The 20,125-nt window shown below is 62.4% G+C and carries 15 protein-coding genes; 8 read left to right on the top strand and 7 right to left on the bottom strand.

All coding sequences use genetic code 11. The annotated features are described in order from the left end of the window. Nucleotides 1–178 precede the first annotated feature (178 nt). The 6 genes from BLO97_RS16125 to edd form a co-directional block, all read right to left on the bottom strand. The gene (locus BLO97_RS16125; protein WP_092346769.1) at nucleotides 179–1,480 is read right to left on the bottom strand and encodes an ABC transporter substrate-binding protein; all 1,302 of its coding nucleotides are present in this window, start codon (nucleotides 1,478–1,480) and stop codon (nucleotides 179–181) included. A gap of 116 nt (nucleotides 1,481–1,596) precedes the next feature. Further along, entirely contained in the window at nucleotides 1,597–2,856 is a 1,260-nt protein-coding gene (locus BLO97_RS16120) for a D-mannose isomerase (RefSeq protein ID WP_092346766.1), read from the bottom strand. 210 nt (nucleotides 2,857–3,066) lie between these two features. Next, complete coding sequence (locus BLO97_RS16115) at nucleotides 3,067–4,536, bottom strand: ATP-binding protein (protein WP_092144238.1); 1,470 nt, start codon at nucleotides 4,534–4,536, stop codon at nucleotides 3,067–3,069. Next, complete coding sequence (locus tag BLO97_RS16110; RefSeq protein ID WP_003184616.1) at nucleotides 4,526–5,257, bottom strand: response regulator; 732 nt, start codon at nucleotides 5,255–5,257, stop codon at nucleotides 4,526–4,528. Before BLO97_RS16110 ends, BLO97_RS16115 begins: the two co-directional genes overlap by 11 nt. Nucleotides 5,258–5,441: 184 nt before the next feature. Then, entirely contained in the window at nucleotides 5,442–6,401 is a 960-nt protein-coding gene (locus BLO97_RS16105; RefSeq protein ID WP_092223150.1) for a glucokinase, read from the bottom strand. Further along, a complete protein-coding gene (edd, locus tag BLO97_RS16100) occupies nucleotides 6,398–8,224 on the bottom strand; it encodes a phosphogluconate dehydratase (RefSeq protein WP_063322641.1) in 1,827 nt (608 codons plus the stop codon). Before edd ends, BLO97_RS16105 begins: the two co-directional genes overlap by 4 nt. A 218-nt stretch (nucleotides 8,225–8,442) precedes the next feature. Here edd and gap point away from each other — a divergent pair, with 218 nt between their 5' ends. The 7 genes from gap (at nucleotide 8,443) to BLO97_RS16065 (ending at nucleotide 16,658) form a co-directional block, all read left to right on the top strand. Next, nucleotides 8,443–9,444 (top strand): type I glyceraldehyde-3-phosphate dehydrogenase, encoded by a 1,002-nt coding sequence (gap, locus tag BLO97_RS16095; RefSeq protein WP_092346763.1) that lies wholly within the window; start codon nucleotides 8,443–8,445, stop codon nucleotides 9,442–9,444. 247 nt (nucleotides 9,445–9,691) lie between these two features. After that, nucleotides 9,692–10,213: an RNA polymerase sigma factor gene (locus BLO97_RS16090; RefSeq protein ID WP_092223156.1), complete on the top strand. Its 522-nt coding sequence runs from the start codon at nucleotides 9,692–9,694 to the stop codon at nucleotides 10,211–10,213. Between the two features lie 99 nt (nucleotides 10,214–10,312). Then, nucleotides 10,313–11,275: a FecR family protein gene (locus BLO97_RS16085; RefSeq protein ID WP_092223158.1), complete on the top strand. Its 963-nt coding sequence runs from the start codon at nucleotides 10,313–10,315 to the stop codon at nucleotides 11,273–11,275. Between the two features lie 119 nt (nucleotides 11,276–11,394). After that, entirely contained in the window at nucleotides 11,395–13,989 is a 2,595-nt protein-coding gene (locus BLO97_RS16080) for a TonB-dependent receptor (protein WP_092346760.1), read from the top strand. Nucleotides 13,990–14,129: 140 nt separating this feature from the next. Then, on the top strand, nucleotides 14,130–14,720 hold the full coding sequence (locus BLO97_RS16075; protein WP_092223162.1) for a biliverdin-producing heme oxygenase: 591 nt from the start codon (nucleotides 14,130–14,132) through the stop codon (nucleotides 14,718–14,720). Nucleotides 14,721–14,836: 116 nt separating this feature from the next. Next, a complete protein-coding gene (locus BLO97_RS16070) occupies nucleotides 14,837–15,277 on the top strand; it encodes a YbaN family protein (protein ID WP_092346757.1) in 441 nt (146 codons plus the stop codon). 34 nt (nucleotides 15,278–15,311) lie between these two features. After that, complete coding sequence (locus tag BLO97_RS16065; protein ID WP_092346754.1) at nucleotides 15,312–16,658, top strand: CoA transferase; 1,347 nt, start codon at nucleotides 15,312–15,314, stop codon at nucleotides 16,656–16,658. A gap of 189 nt (nucleotides 16,659–16,847) precedes the next feature. Here the strand turns inward: BLO97_RS16065 and arcD (BLO97_RS16060) are convergent, their stop codons facing one another. Next, nucleotides 16,848–18,275, bottom strand: a complete 1,428-nt coding sequence (arcD, locus tag BLO97_RS16060; protein ID WP_092223166.1) for an arginine-ornithine antiporter — start codon at nucleotides 18,273–18,275, stop codon at nucleotides 16,848–16,850. Nucleotides 18,276–18,670: 395 nt separating this feature from the next. Between arcD (BLO97_RS16060) and arcD (BLO97_RS16055) the strand changes: the two genes are divergently transcribed. Continuing rightward, nucleotides 18,671–20,098, top strand: a complete 1,428-nt coding sequence (arcD, locus tag BLO97_RS16055) for an arginine-ornithine antiporter (protein ID WP_092144219.1) — start codon at nucleotides 18,671–18,673, stop codon at nucleotides 20,096–20,098. Nucleotides 20,099–20,125 lie beyond the last annotated feature (27 nt).

The raw sequence follows: 20,125 nt of genomic DNA, 5'->3' as shown, positions 1-20,125 counted from the left end.
ATCCCTTTGTGGGAGCGAGCTCTGTGGCGAGGGGATTTATCCCCGATCGGCTGCGAAGCAGCCGCAAAGCCATTGCATGCGGTGTTTCTGACACTCCGCCATTGCGACTTTTCGGGGCGGTGCGACGTTTCGCTAAATCCCCTCACCACAAAAGCTCCCACAAGGGAAGCGGCGCTAATTACTTCGCAGACTGAACCGCAGCGCCGAGTTTCTTGGCGGCATCGGCCGGGTCGGCTTTCGGGTCGTTGATGTAGTTGGTCACCACGTCAAAGAACGCACCCTGTACCGCCAACGTGGTCGCCATGTTGTGCGCCATGCTCGGTTGCAGGCCGCCAGACTTGGCGTCCGTCAGGAAGTCCTTGGCAGCGGTCTGGGCGCAGGAATCGAAACCGTACTTGGCCATGTCGGCCAGCATGTCGTTACGAACCGGGATCGAGCCTTTGTTGATGCTGAAAACTTTCTGGAAGTTCTCGCCCAATACGACCTTGGCGATATCCTGCTGACCGGCCGCAGTGCCTTTGTCTTTCTGCTTGAACACCGCCAGGGAGTCGATGTTGTAGGTGAAGGCCTTGTCGGTGCCCGGGAAGGCCACGCACTCGTAGTCCTTGCCGGCGACTTTCTTCGCCGCGGTCCACTCGCTCTTGGCCCAGTCACCCATGATCTGCATGCCGGCCTTGCCATTGATGACCTTGGCCGCTTCCAGGTTCCAGTCCTGGCCCTTGCCGTCGGCGTCCATGTAGGTCGCGACTTTCTTCAGCTCGGTCAGTGCCTTGATCATCTCCGGACCGGTCAGGGCCTTGTTGTCCAGGTCGACCAGGGCTTTCTTGTAGCCATCAGCGCCCATGACCGAGAGCACCACGGCTTCGAACACGGTGCTGTCCTGCCAAGGCTGGCCACCGTGGGCGAGCGGAATGAAGCCCGCGGCCTTGAGCTTGTCGCCGGCTGCATAGAATTCTTCGAGGGTGGTCGGGTTCTTGGTGATGCCGGCTTTCTTGAAGACCTCCGGGTTGATCCACAGCCAGTTGACGCGGTGGATGTTCACCGGCACGGCGACGTAGTCACCGTCGTACTTCACGGTATCGGAGACTTTCTTGTCGAGCAGGCTGTCCCACTTCTCGGCCTTGGCAACATCTTTCAGGATGTCGGTGTCGAGCAGCCCGGTGGACGCCCATTCCTGGATGTCCGGGCCCTTGATCTGGGCGACGCCAGGCGGGTTACCAGCCACGGCACGGCTCTTGAGCACGGTCATGGCAGTGGAACCGCCACCACCGGCGACAGCGCCGTCCTTCCAGGTAAAGCCGTCTTTTTCTACCTGGGCCTTGAGCACATCGACCGCGGCTTTTTCACCACCCGACGTCCACCAGTGGACGACTTCCACGGAACCTTTGGATTCGGCGGCAAGGGTAGTGACAGGGAAGGCTGCGACGGGAAGCAGGGAAGCAAGAGAAATGACAGTAGCGAGGCGAGAAATCGCATTCATCTAGAATTACCTTTCTTGTTGTTATGCATGCAAGTCTGGTGCTTGCGCTGCATGGATTCTAATCAGAGGGAATCCCTTCGCAGGTAACGAAGGGACGTGCAAATGTCACGACATGGTTACACAGGCGAAGGACTGGATAACCGCGCCAGGGCTGACGCCATGCTCGGGGCCAGGGGCAGGCGCGGGATCAAGACTGCCTGCCAGGCGTGATACAGGTCCGGCTTGCCCGGCCAGATGTCAGCGCTGGGGCGGTTTTGCGGATCGAGTTCGTGATGCCAGCTGCCGTTGCAGCGATCGATGAAATGTTTGTCACAGAACTCCCAGAAGCGCCGATACCAGGCTTCGTACTTCGCCTCGTCGGTGCGCTTGAGCAAGGCGCTGGCAGCGGCCGCCGCTTCGGCGTGGACCCAATGCAGTCGATGGCGAACCACCGCGCGGTTGTCCCAATCCAGGGTGTAGACAATGCCCGGCGCACCGTCGACGCCCCAACCGTGGCGGCAGTTCTGATCGAAGAGTTTTTGTGCGTCCTGGGCCAGCCAACCCGGGGTCAGCATGCCGATCTGGACGCGCGCCGCCTCAAGGTGCAGCAGCAGTCGCGCCCATTCGAAACCGTGGCCAGGGGTGGTGCCGTAGGGACGGAAACCATCGGCAGGATTGTCCTGGTTATATTCGCGCAGCGGCTGCCAGTGGCGATCGAAATGCTCCACCACCAGGTAGTCGTTGGCGGCGGCATGGCCGTGGATCACCCGTTCGACGATGTGCAGGGCGCGAGCCAGCCAGCGCGGGTCGTCGGTGGCATCGGCCAGGGCCAGGAACGCTTCGGTGGCGTGCATGTTGCTGTTGGCGCCGCGATAGGCCTCTTCCTCAGTCCAGTCGCGGTTGAAGGATTCGCGCAGTGCCCCCTCTTCTTCGCTCCAGAAATGCTCATCGATGATTCGCACCGCTTCGTCCAGCAACGCCGCAGCGCCGGGCCGCTGGGCCACCACCGCGGAACTGGCCGCCAGGGCAACGAATGCATGCAAGTAGGCCGCCTTGCCCGCGCCATCTTCATCAGGCCGTGTCGTGGCAAACCAGCCACCGTGCTCGGCGTCGCGCAAGGGGCCGCTCAACGCCTGGACACCGTGATCCACCAGCTTGGCAAACCCCGGCAGCCCCTGGATGTGGGCCATGGCAAAGCTGTGGGTCATGCGCGCGGTGTTCATGGTTTCGGCCCGTGCATTGGCCGGCAGGCGCCCCAGCTCGTCCAGGTTGCCAAAGCCGTCCGGCAGCTTCGATGCCTTGGCGAACGCCAGCAGCCGCAAGCCTTCGTCGGCAAGCCATTGCTGGTGGGCAGGGGCGTTCAGCCAACTGCTGAAGGCCGGTTGGAAGGTGTCCATTGGGTGGTACCTTTTTTGTTGTTTTGACGCAGGGAGTCTAAACAAGGGATGAGGAGTGGCAGGTAACGAAAGGCGCGAGTTATGTCACCGACTTGTGACATTGATGATCGTTCCCCCCGCGTGGGAATGCCGCCCGGGACGCTCTGCATCCCCTTTAAAGCCGAACGCAGAGCGTCCGTTGAGGCATCCCCACGCAGAGCGTGGGAACGATCAGTCAGTTGAACGAGGCAATTGCAGGGTCACCCGCAACCCCCCTTCACGCAGGTTCTGCAGGCTCACTTCGCCGCCATGGCTGTGGGCGATATTGCGGGCGATGCCCAGGCCCAAGCCATAGCCCTGCTGTTGCCCGGCCAGGCGAAAGTGCGGTTCGAAGACTTGCTCCAGGCGCTGCTCCGGCACGCCGGGGCCTTCATCGTCGACGTGCAGGATGAAGGCGGTTTCATCGTCATCGATGTGCAGGTGGGCGTTCTGTCCGTATTTCAAGGCATTGTCGATCAGGTTGCCGATGCAGCGCTTGAGCGCCAGTGGCTTGCCCGGATACGGCGCCAGCGCCCGGCCATCCTGGGTCACCCGACCGTTGCCGTTGGGCGCCAGGTAAGGTTCGACCAGGCAATCGAGCACATGATTGAGGTCCACCGGCTCGATGTTTTCGTGGATGTCGGTGTCCTTGACGCATTGCAGCGCGCCTTTGACCAACAACTCCAACTCATCCAGGTCACGACCAAACTTGGCCTGCAGGTTTTCGTCTTCCAACAGCTCGACCCGCAAGCGCAAGCGGGTGATCGGTGTGCGCAAGTCGTGGGAAATCGCGCTGAATAACTGGCTGCGTTCGGTCAGGTAACGGCTGATGCGTTCGCGCATGGCATTGAACGCCCGCCCCACTTCCACCACTTCGCTGCCGCCGCCCTCGGCCACCGGCTCCACTTCGGCACCCAGGGACATGTCCCGCGCGGCCCGGGCCAAACGCTTGAGCGGTCGGCTCTGCCAGTGCACCAGCAAGCCGATGAACAGCAATAACAAGCTGCTGGTAAGCACGATGAAACCCACCTGTTGCGTAGGCAGGTCCTGCTCTTCGAGGCTGGTGTAAGGTTCGGGCAGCAGCGAGGCGATGTACAACCACTCCCCCGGCGCCATCTGGATCTGCGTGACCAGCACCGGCGGGTTCACCGGTTCCAGGGTCAAGGCGTAGTGAGCCCACGAACGGGGCAGTTCATCGAGTTTGAGCCCAGCGTTGAAAATTCGCAGGTCGTCGGGGCTGACAAAATTCACCGATATGTCGGCGTTACTGCCCAACGACCGGCGCAACACATCGTCCACCGCCTTGAGCACCGCCAGTTTGCGCGGCGTGATCGGCAACACGTCCATGCCCAGGGGCTTGTCGTTGAGCGTGACGACAAATCGCGTACCGCCCATGCTGCGCAACTGATCCAGCACCAGCGGCCGGTAAGCCACCGGCAGCGAACGCAAATAACTGACGCTGGCGGTCATCGAATGGGCCAGGCTGCGGGCACTGGTGACCAGGCCTTCGAGCTGGGTGGCGCGCAACTGCGAGACCCAGATCAGGCTGGACAAGGTCTGGGCGAACAGCACCACCAGCAAGGTCAGCAGCAGCATCCGTCCCAGCAGCGAGCGCGGTACCGGCACCCGTCGGGCGACTTTTTTGATCCAGTCAATGACCATTGCTGGCAACCACACTGGCCGCCAGCTGATAACCGCTGCCACGCACCGTGCGAATCAGCCGCGGCGGCTTATCGGTGTCACGCAAGCGCTGACGCAGACGACTGACCGCCATGTCGACGATCCGGTCCAGGGGCATCAGCTCACGACCGCGGGTCGCATTGCCGATGGTGTCGCGGTCGAGGATTTCCTGGGGATGGTCGAGAAACAACTTGAGCAGGGCGAAGTCGGCGCCGGAGAGAATCACTTCTTCACCGTCGGTGTGGAACAGCCGATGGCTGACCATGTCCAGCCGCCATTCATCGAAGGCCAGCACTTCACCGCCGGAGCGTTCCTGGCCGAATTGCGCCCGGCGCAGCAGTGCCTTGATGCGCGCCTGCAATTCACGCGGGCTGAAAGGCTTGCCCAGGTAATCATCGGCGCCCAGCTCAAGGCCGATGACCCGGTCGGCTTCGTCGGAACTGGCGGTGAGCATGATGATGGGCACATGAGCCTGGCGTGGGTGTTGGCGAACCCAGCGGCATAGGCTGAAGCCGTCTTCATCGGGCAGCATCACATCAAGGATCACCAGGTCGCTCGGCGCATCGTTCAGCGCCTGGCGAAACCCGGCGCCGTCGGGCGTGGTCCGCACCTGGAACCCCGCACGGCTGAGGTAGGTGTCCAGCAGTTCGCGAATCTCCTGGTCGTCGTCGACCAACAAAATCGATTTGTTTACTGAACTCACGGGCCTCGTCCTTGTTGTTTGGATTGGGGCGATTATGCCTGATGGACAAGGCCTACAAATACACTGCAAAAACTCTGTGGGAGCGGGCTTGCTCGCGATAGCGGTGCAACAGCCAACCTCAATGGCGACTGACACTCCGTCATCGCGAGCAAGCTCGCTCCCACAGTACAGTACCTACCGAACCTTAAGCGGCGGCGGATTGCTCCAACGCCACACCCGCACCCATCAGGCCGGGGTACGGCGCGGTCACCAGCCAGACCGGAATGCCCTTGAAGTAATCGCTCATGCAGCCCTTGTCGGCGAAGCAACGGGCGAAACCGCTTTCGAGGAAGAAATCGGCAAACCGCGGGACCACGCCACCGACGATGTAGACACCGCCGCGCCCGCCCAACGTCAACACATTGTTGCCGGCCACGCGCCCCAGCCAGCGGCAGAACTGCTCGAGCACTTCCAGGGCAATGGGGTCGCCAGCCAGGCCGGCGGCGGTGATGGATTCGGGGGTGTCGAGCACCGGCACATGGCCGTCCACCGCGCAAATGGCCCGGTACACCCGAGGCAAACCGCTGCCGCTCAGGGCGGTTTCGGCGCTGACGTGGCCGATCTCGTTGTAGATGTGCTGCCACAGTTGGGTTTCCCGCGGGCTGCTCAGGGGCAGGTCGACATGACCGCCCTCCCCCGGCAACGCGGCGAAACGGCCTTCGCCCAAGTCCAGCAACGTACCAACGCCCAGCCCGGTACCCGGGCCGATCACCACTGCCGGGCGCAACGGCTCCGGAGTGCCTTCGCATACGACCCGGTACTCATCGAGACGCAAGCAAGTCATGCCCAGGGCCATGGCCGAGAAATCGTTGACCAGCAACAGCTTCTCCACCTGCAAGGTCTGGCAGAACGCCAGGTTGCTCAGGCGCCAGTGATTGTTGGTAAAGCGAAACTCATCGCCGCTCACGGGACCGGCCACCGACAGGCACACCGAACCGATGGCGCCCGGTTTCAGGCCCAGGCCACTCAGGTACACCTGGATGGCATCTTCCGGGCAGGCATAATCCGCTGTTGCCAGCACCTGGATGTTTTCCAGGGCGTGGTTTTTCCACAGCGCAAAGCGTGCGTTGGTCCCACCGATGTCACCGACCAAAGCCAGTTTCAATTAAGCGTCTCCAGGGCAGAAGTGAAGGCGCTGGCGCCCTGCTCCGCCGAGCTGAAGGCCATGCGCATGAAACCGAACAGCTCGCGGCCGGTGCCGATGTTGTTGCCCAACAGGCCCTTGGCCGGCGTGCGCGCGGCGAATTCCTCGGCGTCCACCTTCAATTCCAAGGTGCCTTTGACGCCATCGACGCGGATGATATCGCCCTCCTGCACCCGGGCCAACGCACCACCGACATAAGCTTCGGGGCTGACATGAATGGCCGCCGGGATTTTCCCCGACGCACCGGACATGCGCCCGTCGGTCACCAGCGCCACTTTGAAGCCACGGTCCTGCAATACGCCGAGGAACGGCGTCATCTTGTGCAGCTCGGGCATGCCGTTGGAGCGCGGGCCCTGGAAGCGCATCACCGCGACGAAGTCTTTCTCCAGCAGGCCGGCCTTGAATGCATCAGCCAGGTCCTGCTGATCCTGGAAGACCATGGCCGGGGCTTCGACGACCTGGTTTTCCAGGGCCACAGCCGAGACCTTCATCACGCCACGGCCCAGGTTGCCTTCCATCACCCGCAGGCCGCCTTCCGGCGAGAACGCGCGGGCCACCGGGCGCAGGATGTTTTCGTCGAGGCTTTCGATCGGGCCGTCGCGCCACACCAGCTCGCCGTCCTCGAGGAACGGCTCCTGGGTGTAACGGCTCAGGCCGTGACCGAGCACGGTGTTGACGTTTTCGTGGAGCAAACCGGCTTCCAGCAATTCACGGATCAGGAACGACATGCCGCCCGCCGCCTGGAAGTGGTTGATGTCGGCCTTGCCGTTCGGGTAGACATGACTCAGGGTCGGCACCACCTCGGAGAGGTCGGCCATGTCCTGCCAGGTCAGCTGGATACCCGCCGCCATGGCGATGGCCGGCATGTGCAGGGTGTGGTTGGTGGAGCCGCCGGTGGCGTGCAGCGCAACGATGGAGTTGACCAGCGAGCGTTCGTCGACGATCTCGCCGATGGGCATGAAGTTGCCGCTCTGCTTGGTCATGCGCGTGACCTGGAACGCCGCTTCACGGGTCAGGGCATCGCGCAGTGGAGTGTTCGGGTTGACGAACGAGGCGCCCGGCAAATGCAGGCCCATCACTTCCATCAGCAACTGGTTGGTATTGGCCGTGCCGTAGAAGGTGCAGGTGCCCGGGCTGTGGTAGGACTTCATCTCCGATTCCAGCAGCTCTTCGCGGGTGGCCTTGCCTTCGGCGTAGCGCTGGCGAACGTCGGCTTTTTCCTTGTTGGAGATGCCGGACACCATCGGTCCGCCGGGTACAAAGATCGTCGGCAAGTGACCGAAGCGCAGCGCGCCCATCATCAGGCCCGGGACGATCTTGTCGCAGATACCGAGCATCAGCGCGCCATCGAACATGTTGTGGGACAACGCCACCGCCGTGGACAGCGCGATCACTTCGCGACTCGGCAGGCTCAGTTCCATCCCCGCCTCGCCCTGGGTCACGCCGTCGCACATCGCTGGCGTACCACCGGCGAACTGGCCGACCGAGCCGATCTCGCGCAGGGCTTTCTTGATCTGTTCCGGGAAGGTTTCGTAAGGCTGGTGGGCCGAGAGCATGTCGTTATAGGAAGACACGATGGCGATGTTGGCGGCGTTCATCATCCGCAGGTGATGTTTGTCTTCGGTGCCGCAACCGGCCACGCCGTGGGCGAAGTTGGCGCATTGCAGCTTGCCGCGCGTCGGCCCGTCGCTGGCTGCACCACGGATCAATGCAAGGTAAGCCTGACGCGTGGCGCGGCTGCGGGCGATAAGCCGTTCGGTGACCTCAAGGACGCGGGGATGCATGTGTAGAACTCCAGGCTAACGGGTGTGGCGACCTGATTGTCTATGCTGGTCAAAAGCCCCCTGGCGTTGGGCGACAGGCGGTTTATTGACCATTCGGACCAGTTGATTCAGGTCACTCGTTGTAGATAAAACAAAATATTGCCACTAAAAAGGCTTGTTTTCTATTTTTATGCGAATAATCTTGTAATTCCAACAACAAATCGATGGCGGCGCCGTTAATGACTCTTCGAATCGCAATCAATGGTTTTGGCCGCATCGGCCGCAACGTTCTTCGTGCACTGTATACCCAAGGCTATCGTCGCGACCTGCAGATCGTCGCCATCAATGACCTGGGCGACAGTGCGATCAACGCTCATCTGCTCAAGTTCGACACGGTCCACGGCACCTTCGATGCCCACGTGCAACACGATCACGAAAGCCTGACGGTCAATGGCGACCGCATCTCGGTCAGCGCCATCCGCAACCCGGCCGAACTGCCTTGGGCCGCTGAAAAAATCGACGTCGTGTTCGAATGCACCGGCCTGTTCACCGACCGTGCCAAGGCAGCCGCGCATATCAGCGCCGGCGCCCGCAAGGTGATCATCTCGGCCCCGGCCAAGGGCGCCGACGCCACCGTGGTGTATGGCGTGAACCACGACATCCTGCGCCAGTCCCACCAGATCATCTCCAACGCTTCGTGCACCACCAACTGCCTGGCCCCGGTGGCCCAGGTGCTGCACCGTGAGCTGGGCATCGAAAGCGGCCTGATGACCACCATCCATGCCTACACCAACGACCAGAACCTGACCGACGTCTACCACAGCGATCCGTACCGCGCCCGCTCGGCCACCCAGAACATGATCCCGAGCAAGACCGGCGCCGCCGAAGCGGTGGGCCTGGTGCTGCCGGAACTGGCAGGCAAGCTGACCGGCATGGCGGTGCGCGTACCGGTGATCAACGTGTCCCTGGTGGACCTGACCGTGCAACTCAAGCGCGAAGCGTCGGCCGAAGAAGTCAACGAACTGCTGCGCCACGCCAGCCAGCATTCGAAGATCCTCGGCTACAACACCCTGCCGCTGGTCTCCAGCGATTTCAACCACAACCCGCTGTCGTCGATCTTCGACGCCAACCACACCAAGGCCAGCGGCAAGCTGCTCAAGGTGCTGGCCTGGTATGACAACGAATGGGGCTTCTCCAACCGTATGCTGGATAACTGCCTGGCGTTGTGTAACGCCGAGTAACTCATTGCTGGCCAATGTGGAGCGGGCCTGTAAGAGCAAACCTTGGGAGCAGGCCTGTGGGAGCAAAGCCTGCTCGCGATGACACCGTCGCATGCAGCACCTGTGCAGGCTTTGAGAACGCTATCGCGAGCAAGCTTTGCTCCCACAGGTTGCGCTCCCCGCATGGCTTGGCGTGATGAAATGAAGGCTTGACCCGCAACGTAGATGATAAGCATTATCATCAACTCGAACCGGATCGGGCCCTACCGTGAGTCAATCGCGCTTTCATCACGTTTTCCTCGCCCAACGCACACCGCTGCTGCGCACTCTCGAGCGCATGGTCAGCAACCCCAGTACCGCCGAAGACCTGCTCCAGGAAACCTACCTGCGTGTCACCCGTGCATTGGCCGAACGCACGGTCGAGCACCTCGAACCCTTTGTTTTCCAGACCGCCCGCAACCTGGCGCTGGACCATCTGCGTGCCCGGCGCATCCAGTCGCGGACCTTGCTGGATGACGTACCGCCGGAAGTCGTCCACAACGTCGTCGCCCCCCAGAGCAGTGCCGAGGACGCCGCCCATGCCCAGCAACTGCTCGAGCGCCTGAACGTCAGCCTCCAGGCCCTGACTTCGCGCCAACAGCAGATCTTCATTCTCAGCCGCCTGCATGGCCACAGTTACCAGCAGATCGCCGAACGCCTGGGCGTCTCCCTGAGCACCGTGCAAAAGGAACTGAAACTGATCATGGCGATCTGTGTGGGTGTGGCTGAACGTAGCCACGGCGAGCAGTGACCCGCCCCCACGCGTCAGGCCATAAGCTGCGTACACGCTTGCCACTTGCTGCGTACAGCTTGTAGCTTGAGCCCATGCCGCTAATACCGAGACCCCACTGTGACGGACAATCTCCGCTCTGCCGAGCCCACTGCGACGCCGGAAACCGCCCATGCCATGGAGCAGGCGCTGGACTGGCTGATCCTGCTGGACACCCCCAGCGAGGAACAGACGCGGCAGTTCCACGCCTGGCTGGCGGCCGATTCGCGCCACGGCGAGGCGTTCGCCCGAGCCCAGGCGATCTGGAACGGCCCGCAGGTGATGGAAAGTGCCCGCCAGCTTGAAGCCGCGCCCAAGGTTACCGCGCTGTCGCGCCTGCGCGCCCACTGGAAACCCCTGGCCACTGCCGCCGTGCTGTTTCTCGGTCTGTTCAACTTCAGCGACCTGCCCCTGCGCCTGCAGGCCGACCACCTGACCGTGGTCGGTGAGCGCCAGCGCCTGCAGTTGGAGGACGGCTCCAAGGTCTTGCTCAACACCGATTCGGCCTTCTCCAGCACGTTCAACGAGCAGCGACATGTGGCGCGCCTGTACAAGGGCGAGGCGTTTTTCGAAGTCCCGGGCAACCGTAACCTGCCGCTGGAAATCGATGCCGGCCCGGTCATGGCCAGCGTCAGCGACACCGCGTTCGCCGTGCGCTACCTCGACGGCGTGGCCCAGGTCCAGGTGCAGCGTGGCGACGTGGACCTGCGGGCCACCCGCAACGACACCCATGTGCGGCTGTCGGCTGGCGAAAGCATCCGCATCGGCCCCAACGGCTTCGACCGCCCGGCCCGGCTCGATGCCAACACCGACCTGGCCTGGGTCCAGGGTCGGCTGGTGTTCGAAAACCGGCCCCTGAGCCAGGTACTGGCCGAGCTGCGACGCTATTACCCCGGCTGGATCATCAACAGTAACGAACAATTGGCCAACGTGGCTGTGACCGGCAACTACCGCCTAGACCAGCCGCTGGACGTGGTCCGTTCGCTGGCCCATATCACCTCGGCGCGGCTTCAGGAGTTCCCGGCGCTGGTGATCCTGAACTAAATGAGAATTATTTTTACTCGATAGGCTCCGCTGATTCGTCTCGTTATAGCCAATGCAATTGATTCGCATCCAACGATGTGGATCTGCACCTATAACAGATGCGACACGGAGCGCTATCGATGTCCTCTCGCCTTACTTGCCGGTTTCTTGCCCCCTCTTGCACGCTGTCACTGCTCACCGCCGCCCTCCTGATGGCCGGCACAGCGCCGCTCGCCCTGGCCGCCACCGCCGTGCAACCCGCTGCACGCAACATGGGCGACTACACCTTTGCCATCGCCCGGCAGCCCCTGGTTTCGGCCCTGAATGCATTCACTGCGGTCACCGGCTGGCAAATCGGGATGCCCGCGGAACTGGCCGCAGGCGTCGCCTCGCCAGGGGTGAACGGCTCGCTGTCACCTGAAAAAGCCCTGGAGCGCCTGTTGGTGGGGACCCACCTGAGCTACCGCAAGCTGGGCGACAACAGCATCGTCCTGGAAAAACGCAGTGCCGGCGGCGCGCTGGAGTTGCAAAAAGTAACCATCAGCGCCACCCGCCAGGAACAGGACATCACCAGCGTACCGAGCACGGTCACGGTCCACGACCGCCAGGAACTGGATCGCAACAACGTCAATACCCTCAAGGATCTGGTGCGCTATGAACCAGGCGTATCGGTGGGCGGCGCGGGCCAGCGCGGCGATATCAGCGGCTACAACATCCGCGGCATCGACGGCAACCGGATCCTGACCCAGGTCGACGGCGTGGAAATTCCCGGCGGCTTCTTCAATGGCCCCTACGCCAAGACCCAGCGCAACTACGTCGACCCGGAAATCATCAAGCGCGCGGAAATCCTGCGCGGTCCGGCCTCGGTGTTGTACGGCAGCAATGCCATCGGCGGTGCCGTCAGCTACTTCACCCTGGATCCGGACGACATCATCAAGCCAGGCGAGGATGTTGGCGCCCGCCTGAAGACCGGCTACAGCTCCGCCGACGAGAGCTGGCTCAAGTCCGCCACCGTCGCTGGCCGTAGCGGGCAGTTCGACGGCCTGTTGCACTACAGCCAGCGCGACGGTCATGAAACCGAATCCTACGGCAACCACAACGGCACCGGCCTGGACCGCACCGCGGCCAACCCCCAAGACGTGCGCGCCAACAACGTGCTGGCCAAGCTCGGCTGGAACTACAGGGATGACGCACGCCTTGGCCTGGTCTACGAGAAGTACAAGGACGACCGCGACAGCGACCTGAAAAGCGCCTACGGCGGCCCCTACGCCAACGGCCAGCCGGCGATCCCCGACTTTGTACTGCCCGGCGGCATGTACCAGTGGCGCACCGGCAACGACACCATCAGCCGCGAGCGTTTCGGCCTGGAACACAGCTTCGCCCTCGACAGCCTGCTGGCCGATCACATGAAGTGGAGCCTGAATCACCAGGTCGCCAAGACCGACCAGAGCACCGCCGAATTCTACTTCCCCATCACCCGCCAGGTCCTGCGCACCCGGGAGACCCTCTATGAAGAGAAACAGTGGGTCTTCGACGCGCAACTGGAAAAGGCCTTCAGCGTCGCCGACACCGATCACGCGCTGACTTACGGCACCACCCTCAAGCAACAGAAAGTCACCGGCTCGCGCAGCGGCAATGGTGTGTGCCTGGCGGTTGGCGTCGGTTGCTCCGCGGTAGGCGCCATCAGCACCCGGGACGTGTTGGCAAAAGCCAGCGACTTCCCGGACCCGACCATCAACACCTACAGCCTGTTCGCCCAGGACCAGATCAGTTGGGACCGCTGGACCTTCATGCCAGGCCTGCGCTACGACTACACCCGGCTCAAGCCGCACCTGACCGAGGAATTCCTCAACACCGTGGACCCTACCGGCGGCGGTACAGTCAGCGGCAAGAACAAGACCTGGCATCGCGTCTCACCGAAGTTCGGCCTGACCTACGCCCTGAGCGATGAGTACACCTGGTACGGCCAGTACGCCGAAGGTTTCCGCACCCCGACCGCCAAGGCCCTGTACGGTCGTTTCGAGAACACCGACGCCGGCTATAGCGTAGAACCCAACCCCGATCTGGAACCGGAAAAAAGCAAGAGCTACGAGACCGGCCTGCGCGGCCGTTTCGATTCCGGCTCGTTCGACGTGGCGGTGTTCTACAACAAGTACCGCGACTTCATCAACGAAGACGCCATCACCCCTGGCGCCGATCAGTTGACCTTCCGGAGCAACAACATCAAGCACGCCACCATCAAGGGTGCCGAGGCCAGGGGACGCTTGGAGCTGGAGGTGTTTGGCGCACCGAAGGGCTTGTACACCCAAGGCTCGGTGGCCTACGCGTACGGTCGCAACAACGACACGGGCGAGCCGCTCAACAGCATCAACCCGCTGACCGGAGTGTTCGGCCTGGGCTACGACCAAGACCGCTACGGCACTTTGCTCAGTTGGACCTTGGTCAAGAAAAAGGACCGGGTCGACGACAGCAACTTCAACTCGCCTGATGGCGTGAGCAGCCAGTTCAAGACACCAGGCTTCGGCATCCTCGACCTGAGCGGTTTCTACAAGGTGACCGACGACGTCACCGTCAGTGGCGGCCTCTACAACCTCACCGACAAGAAGTACTGGCTGTGGGACGACGTGCGCGGCTACGACAGCGTCGGCGAAGCGGCGGTATTGAGCCCCGCCAACCTCGATCGTCTGACGGCGCCGGGGCGTAACTTCGCGGTGAACCTGATCTGGGATATCTGACCCAGGCCCAAGGATTTCCCCTGTGGCGAGGGAGCTTGCTCCCGCTGGGCTGCGCAGCAGGCCCATTTTTGTGAGTGCTTCGCACTCAAGCGGGAGCAAGCTCCCTCGCCACACAATGTGCTCACTCAAAGGACTTTTTCATGAATACCCTGCGCCCCACTTCACGCTCCCAACGCCTGAACCAGATCACCCACGAGCCTCACAGCAAGCTCGACGCCCTGGTCAAGGCCCACGCCCCGTTCGAAACCCCGGCCAGCTTCGCCCGTTTCGTCGTTGCCCAGTACCTGTTCCAGTCGGAACTGGTGGCGCTGTACAACGACGCCGAACTGTCCGCCCTGATTCCCGACCTCCCGGCCCGATGCAGGGCGGAAGCGGCCAAGGCGGATCTGGCAGACCTGGACACCGAAATCCCTGCGCCAGTGGCCGGTGCGGTGAAAAACCCGACCCGGGCCGAAGCCCTGGGCTGGCTGTTCGTCTCCGAAGGCTCCAAGCTCGGCGCCGCGTTCTTGATCAAGCGTGCCGTGGGCCTGGGGTTGAGCGAGACCTTCGGCGCCCGGCACCTGGCAGAACCTGCCGGTGGGCGCGCCGAAGGCTGGAAAACCTTCACCCGCACCCTCGACAGCCTGGCCTTTACCGAACAGCAGGAAGCCGAGGCGGACAAAGGTGCGCTGGATGCGTTCAACCGGTTTACGGTGTTGCTGGAACAAGCTTATGCAGCCGACCTGGCCTGACTCAAACCGCTCCCGCAGGAGATTTAGGGTGGATGCCTATCTTCAGCCCCCCAGAAACCAGTGTGGGAGCGGGCTTGCTCGCTCCCACAGAGATTGTGCATGACTGAAAAACGCTGATGAACCGCCCCTCGAAACTCACCCAACTGCTCTTCGCCCTGCTCGCCTACGCTAGCCTGGGCATTGGCCTGGTCGCCATCGTCGTGCCTGGCTTGCCGACGACCGAGTTCATCCTGCTGGCCGCCTGGGCCGCGACCCGCAGTTCGCCGCGCCTGAGCGCCTGGCTGGAGAACCATCGTCTGTTCGGGCCGATTCTGCACAACTGGCGCAACGGCAAGGTTATCCCGCGCCGGGCCAAGGTCGGTGCCACTACCAGCATGCTGCTCTGCGCAGGCTTGATGCTGGTGCTGCTCGACCACGCCTGGCCGCTTTACCTCGCGCTCGCCGGCATGGGCCTGGGCAATTTGTGGATCTGGTCGCGCCCGGAACAGGCACAGGGCTCTTGTGGCGAGGGAGCTTGTTCCCGCTGGGCCGCAAAGCGGCCCCCAACGGATTTTTGATCTATGATCGCCCTCTCGTACTGGAGGGCTTTCGATGTCAGATCTGCTCACGTCCATGCAAACCGCTCTCGGCTTGCCGACGCCCCCGATCACCTTCGCTGGCGATGGCGCGCTGCCCTCGGCCTTCGCCGTCACGGAGCTGGCCAGCGCCAGCATCGCCGTGGCCGGCCAGGCGACCGCCGAACTCATCCAGCAACAAACCACTCGCCTGCCACCTGTCGAGGTCGACCGACGCCTGGCGTCGTTCTGGTTCTCCACCTCCCTGCGCCCCATCGGCTGGAGCGTGCCGCCGATGTGGGACCCGGTGGCCGGCGACTACGCCAGCGCCGACGGCTGGATTCGCCTGCACACCAACGCACCGCATCATCGCCTTGCGGCGGAAAAAGTCCTCGGCACCTGCACCGACCGCGCCGACATGGCGGCCAGGGTGGCCCGATGGAACAAGGCCGAGCTGGAACAGGCCGTGGTCGACGCAGGCGGTTGTGCCGCCGAGATGCGTTCATGGCAAGCGTGGCAGGCCCATCCCCAAGGGCTGGCGGTGAACGCCGAGCCGCTGGTGCACCTGAGTGAAACGACTGGAGAGCAGCGCAAACCCTGGCTCGGCTCCGTGACCCAGCCACTGGCGGGCCTCAAGGTGCTGGATTTGACCCGCGTGCTGGCCGGCCCCGTCGCCAGCCGCTTCCTCGCCGGCCTGGGGGCCGACGTGCTGCGCATCGACCCGCCGACCTGGAACGAACCCGGCGTGGTGCCGGAAGTCACCCTGGGCAAACGCTGCGCCCGCCTCGACCTGCATCGGGCCGATGATCGCGCGGCATTCGAGGCACTGCTCAAGGACACCGACATCCTTTTGCACGGCTACCGTGCCGACGCCCTGGAACGCCTGGGCTACGGTGCCGAGCAGCGCCGGCAGATGGCCCCGGGCCTGATCGACGTCAGCCTCAATGCCTACGGCTGGAGCGGCCCGTGGCAGAACCGGCGCGGCTTCGACAGCCTGGTGCAAATGAGCAGCGGCATTGCCGAAGCCGGCATGGGCTGGAAACACACCGACAAACCGACACCGCTGCCGGTGCAGGCGCTGGATCATGGCACCGGCTATCTGCTGGCGGCCAGCGCCCTGGTGCTGTTGTCCCGGCGCCTGGCAAGCGGTCAGGGCGGCTCGGCACGCCTGTCACTGGCACGCACGGCGAAGCTGTTGATCGAACGTGGCGCAGGGGATTCGACCCTATTGCGAGCCGAGGCTGAGGATGATCAGGGCCTGGTGGTCGAACAGACGCCATGGGGACCGGCCCATCGCTTGCACGTGCCCTTGAAAATCACTGGGACGCCGCTGCAATGGACCTTGCCAGCGGCGGAACTGGGCGCGCATCGGGCACGGTGGTGACGCTCACTACCGGTTAAAAAATGCCCTTTGTGGCGAGGGAGCTTGCTCCCGCTGGGCTGCGCAGCAGCCCCCTCCAAAAGCCACTACAATCAGCTTGAAACACCGCGTCGTCGGGCCTCGGGGCCGCTGCGCGCCCCAGCGGGAGCAAGCTCCCTCGCCACAAGAGTCCGCCTCGACAACGTGGTAGCCTCACAACTCCAAAAACCCACTGTACAACCCATAAGCCGCGATGCCCGCCCCTGACATCACGCAAGCAAATATTCCCTTTTCCACATGGGTGAACAAGGGCTGCCCCTGCTCGCGCTTGGCCTGGGCAAACAGGATCACCCCGGGCGCATACAACAGCGCCGACAGCAGCAGGTATTTCACGCCTCCGGCATACAGCAGCCACACCGCGTAGCACAGCGCGACGCTACCGATGCACAGGTCTTTCATGCGCCGTGCCGAGCCCTGTTCGTAGGTTTCCCCCCGGGCGCAAAGCAGCACCGCATAAGCCGCCGACCACAGGTACGGCACCAGGATCATCGACGAGGCGAGGTAGATCAGGCTGGTGTAGGTGCCTGCGGAAAACAGAGTGATCAGCAAAAACAGCTGGATCATGCCATTGGTCAGCCACAGCGCGTTGACCGGCGCACGGTTGGCATTCTCCTTGGTCAGGAACGCCGGCATGGTCTTGTCCCGGGCGGTGGCGTAGAGGATTTCAGCGCACAACAGCGCCCAGGACAGCAGGGCTCCCAGCAGTGAAACCGCCAGCCCCAGGCTGATCAGCAACGCGCCCCAGGGCCCGACAATGTGCTCCAGCACACCGGCCAAGGATGGGTTCTGCAACTGTGCCAGTTCCCGCTGGCTCATGACCCCCAGGGACAACACATTCACCAGCACCAGCAGCGCCAATACCCCGAGAAACCCGATCACCGTCGCACGCCCTACGTCCGCACGTCTTTCTGCCCGTGCCGAATAGACGCTGGCGCCTTCGATGCCGATAAACACGAACACCGTCACCAGCATCATGTTGCGCACCTGGTCCATCACACTGCCCAGGTCCGGATTCATCGCGCCCCAGATATCGCGGGTGAAAACCTCGGCCTTGAAGGCCACGGCGGCCATGACGACGAACATCAACAGCGGCACGACCTTGGCCACGGTGGTCACTAGATTGATGAAGGCCGCCTCCTGGATCCCGCGCAGCACCAGGAAATGCACCGCCCACAGCAACAACGACGCACAGCCGATGGCCACCGGCGTATTGCCTTGGCCGAACACCGGGAAGAAGTAGCCCAAGGTACTGAACAGCAGCACGAAGTAACCGACATTGCCCAGCCAGGCACTGATCCAGTAGCCCCAGGCAGACGAGAAGCCCATATAGTCACCGAAGCCGGCCTTGGCATAGGCGTACACGCCCGAATTCAATTCCGGCTTGCGATTGGCCAGGGTCTGGAACACGAAGGCCAGGGTCAGCATGCCGATGGCGGTGATGGCCCAGCCGATCAGCACCGCTCCGACATCGGCCCGGGCCGCCATGTTTTGCGGCAGGGAAAAAATCCCGCCGCCGATCATTGACCCCACCACCAGTGCGATCAGTGCACCCAGTGGCAACTTTTCAATCGGCTGCGGCATCTTCTCTCACTATTAAATTAAGTAAATAAAGCGACATAACGTTTTTGAATAACGTCATCCACACAAAGTCCAAAGACTTATGACCCGGCCATTCTCCAAGGCCCTAATTAAAAAGACCATGACACCCCATCATTATTGTCACGAACGCAGCCTACAAAATAGTTGCGACTCAGTGGAAATCAACTAGCGTGAATAATCCTGCGGCAAGAAAACCTTCACAAAGCCTTTGCCAAAGGCCCTGAAACGGGCCTTTCGAGTAACTTCAAGACGCCAACGGACGGTGTTAACTCCTTCATTAACAATGGAATGTTGCCATGCACTGATCCAGATCAGCTATTCAACTTTCAAATCGACTTAGTCTGTTGGCTCTCTTCTCCTGCACTGGAGTCTCGCAAATGTCTGATACGCCCGGAAAACTTCGATTAGGTGCGTTGGTTGCACTGGTTGTCGGCTCCATGATCGGCGGCGGGATCTTTTCCCTGCCACAAAACATGGCCGCCAGCGCCGACGTCGGTGCGGTGCTGATCGGCTGGGCCATCACCGCCGTCGGCATGCTGACCCTCGCCTTCGTGTTCCAGACCCTGGCCAACCGCAAACCCGATCTGGACGGCGGGGTGTATGCCTACGCCAAGGCCGGCTTCGGCGACTACATGGGTTTCTCCTCTGCCTGGGGTTACTGGATCAGCGCCTGGCTGGGCAACGTCGGCTACTTCGTGCTGCTGTTCAGCACCCTGGGCTACTTCTTCCCAATCTTTGGTGAAGGCAACACCGTTGCGGCGGTAATCGGCGCCTCGGTGTTGTTGTGGGCAGTGCACTGGCTGGTGCTGCGCGGCATCAAGGAAGCCGCGTTCATCAACCTCGTCACCACCGTGGCCAAGGTCGTGCCGCTGGTGTTGTTCGTGCTGATCGCGGTGTTCGCCTTCAAGCTCGATATCTTCACCGCCGACATCTGGGGCTTGAAGAATCCGGACCTGGGCAGCGTGATGAACCAGGTGCGGCACATGATGCTGGTCACCGTGTGGGTGTTCATCGGCATCGAGGGCGCGAGTATTTTTTCCGCCCGCGCAGAGAAACGTACCGACGTGGGCAAGGCCACCGTCATCGGCTTCATCACCGTACTGCTGTTCCTGGTACTGGTGAACGTGCTGTCCCTGGGCATCATGACCCAGCCTGAACTGGCGAAGTTGCAAAACCCGTCCATGGCCGCCGTGCTGGAGCATGTCGTGGGGCACTGGGGCGCGGTGCTGATCAGCGTCGGCCTGATCATCTCGCTGCTCGGCGCCCTGCTGTCCTGGGTATTGCTGTGCGCCGAGATCATGTTCGCCGCTGCCAAAGATCACACCATGCCCGAGTTCCTGCGCCGGGAAAACGCCAACCACGTACCGGCCAACGCCCTGTGGCTGACCAACGCAATGGTCCAGCTGTTTTTGGTCATCACCCTGTTCTCGGCCAGCACCTACCTGTCACTGATCTACCTCGCCACTTCGATGATCCTGGTGCCGTACCTGTGGTCGGCGGCCTACGCCGTGCTGCTGGCGGTGCGCGGCGAGACCTACGAAGGCTTCGCGGCCGAGCGGCGCAAGGACCTGATCATCGGCGCTGTCGCCCTGATCTACGCCGTATGGCTGCTGTACGCCGGCGGGATCAAGTACCTGCTGCTCTCTGCCCTGCTCTATGCCCCCGGCGCGATCCTGTTCGCCAAGGCCAAGCGCGAGTTGGGCAAACCGATTTTCACCTCTGTCGAGAAGCTGATTTTCGCCGCAGTGATCGCAGGCGCCCTGGTGGCGGCCTACGGGCTCTACGACGGCTTCCTGACCTTGTAGTTGGCTGATTGTTCTAACTGGAGGATT

Source organism: Pseudomonas sp. NFACC05-1 (assembly GCF_900100135.1).
Classification (GTDB): domain Bacteria; phylum Pseudomonadota; class Gammaproteobacteria; order Pseudomonadales; family Pseudomonadaceae; genus Aquipseudomonas; species Aquipseudomonas fluorescens_Q.
The sequence above is the reverse complement of the archived record's forward strand: the minus strand, read 5'-3'. Positions and strand labels throughout refer to the sequence as shown.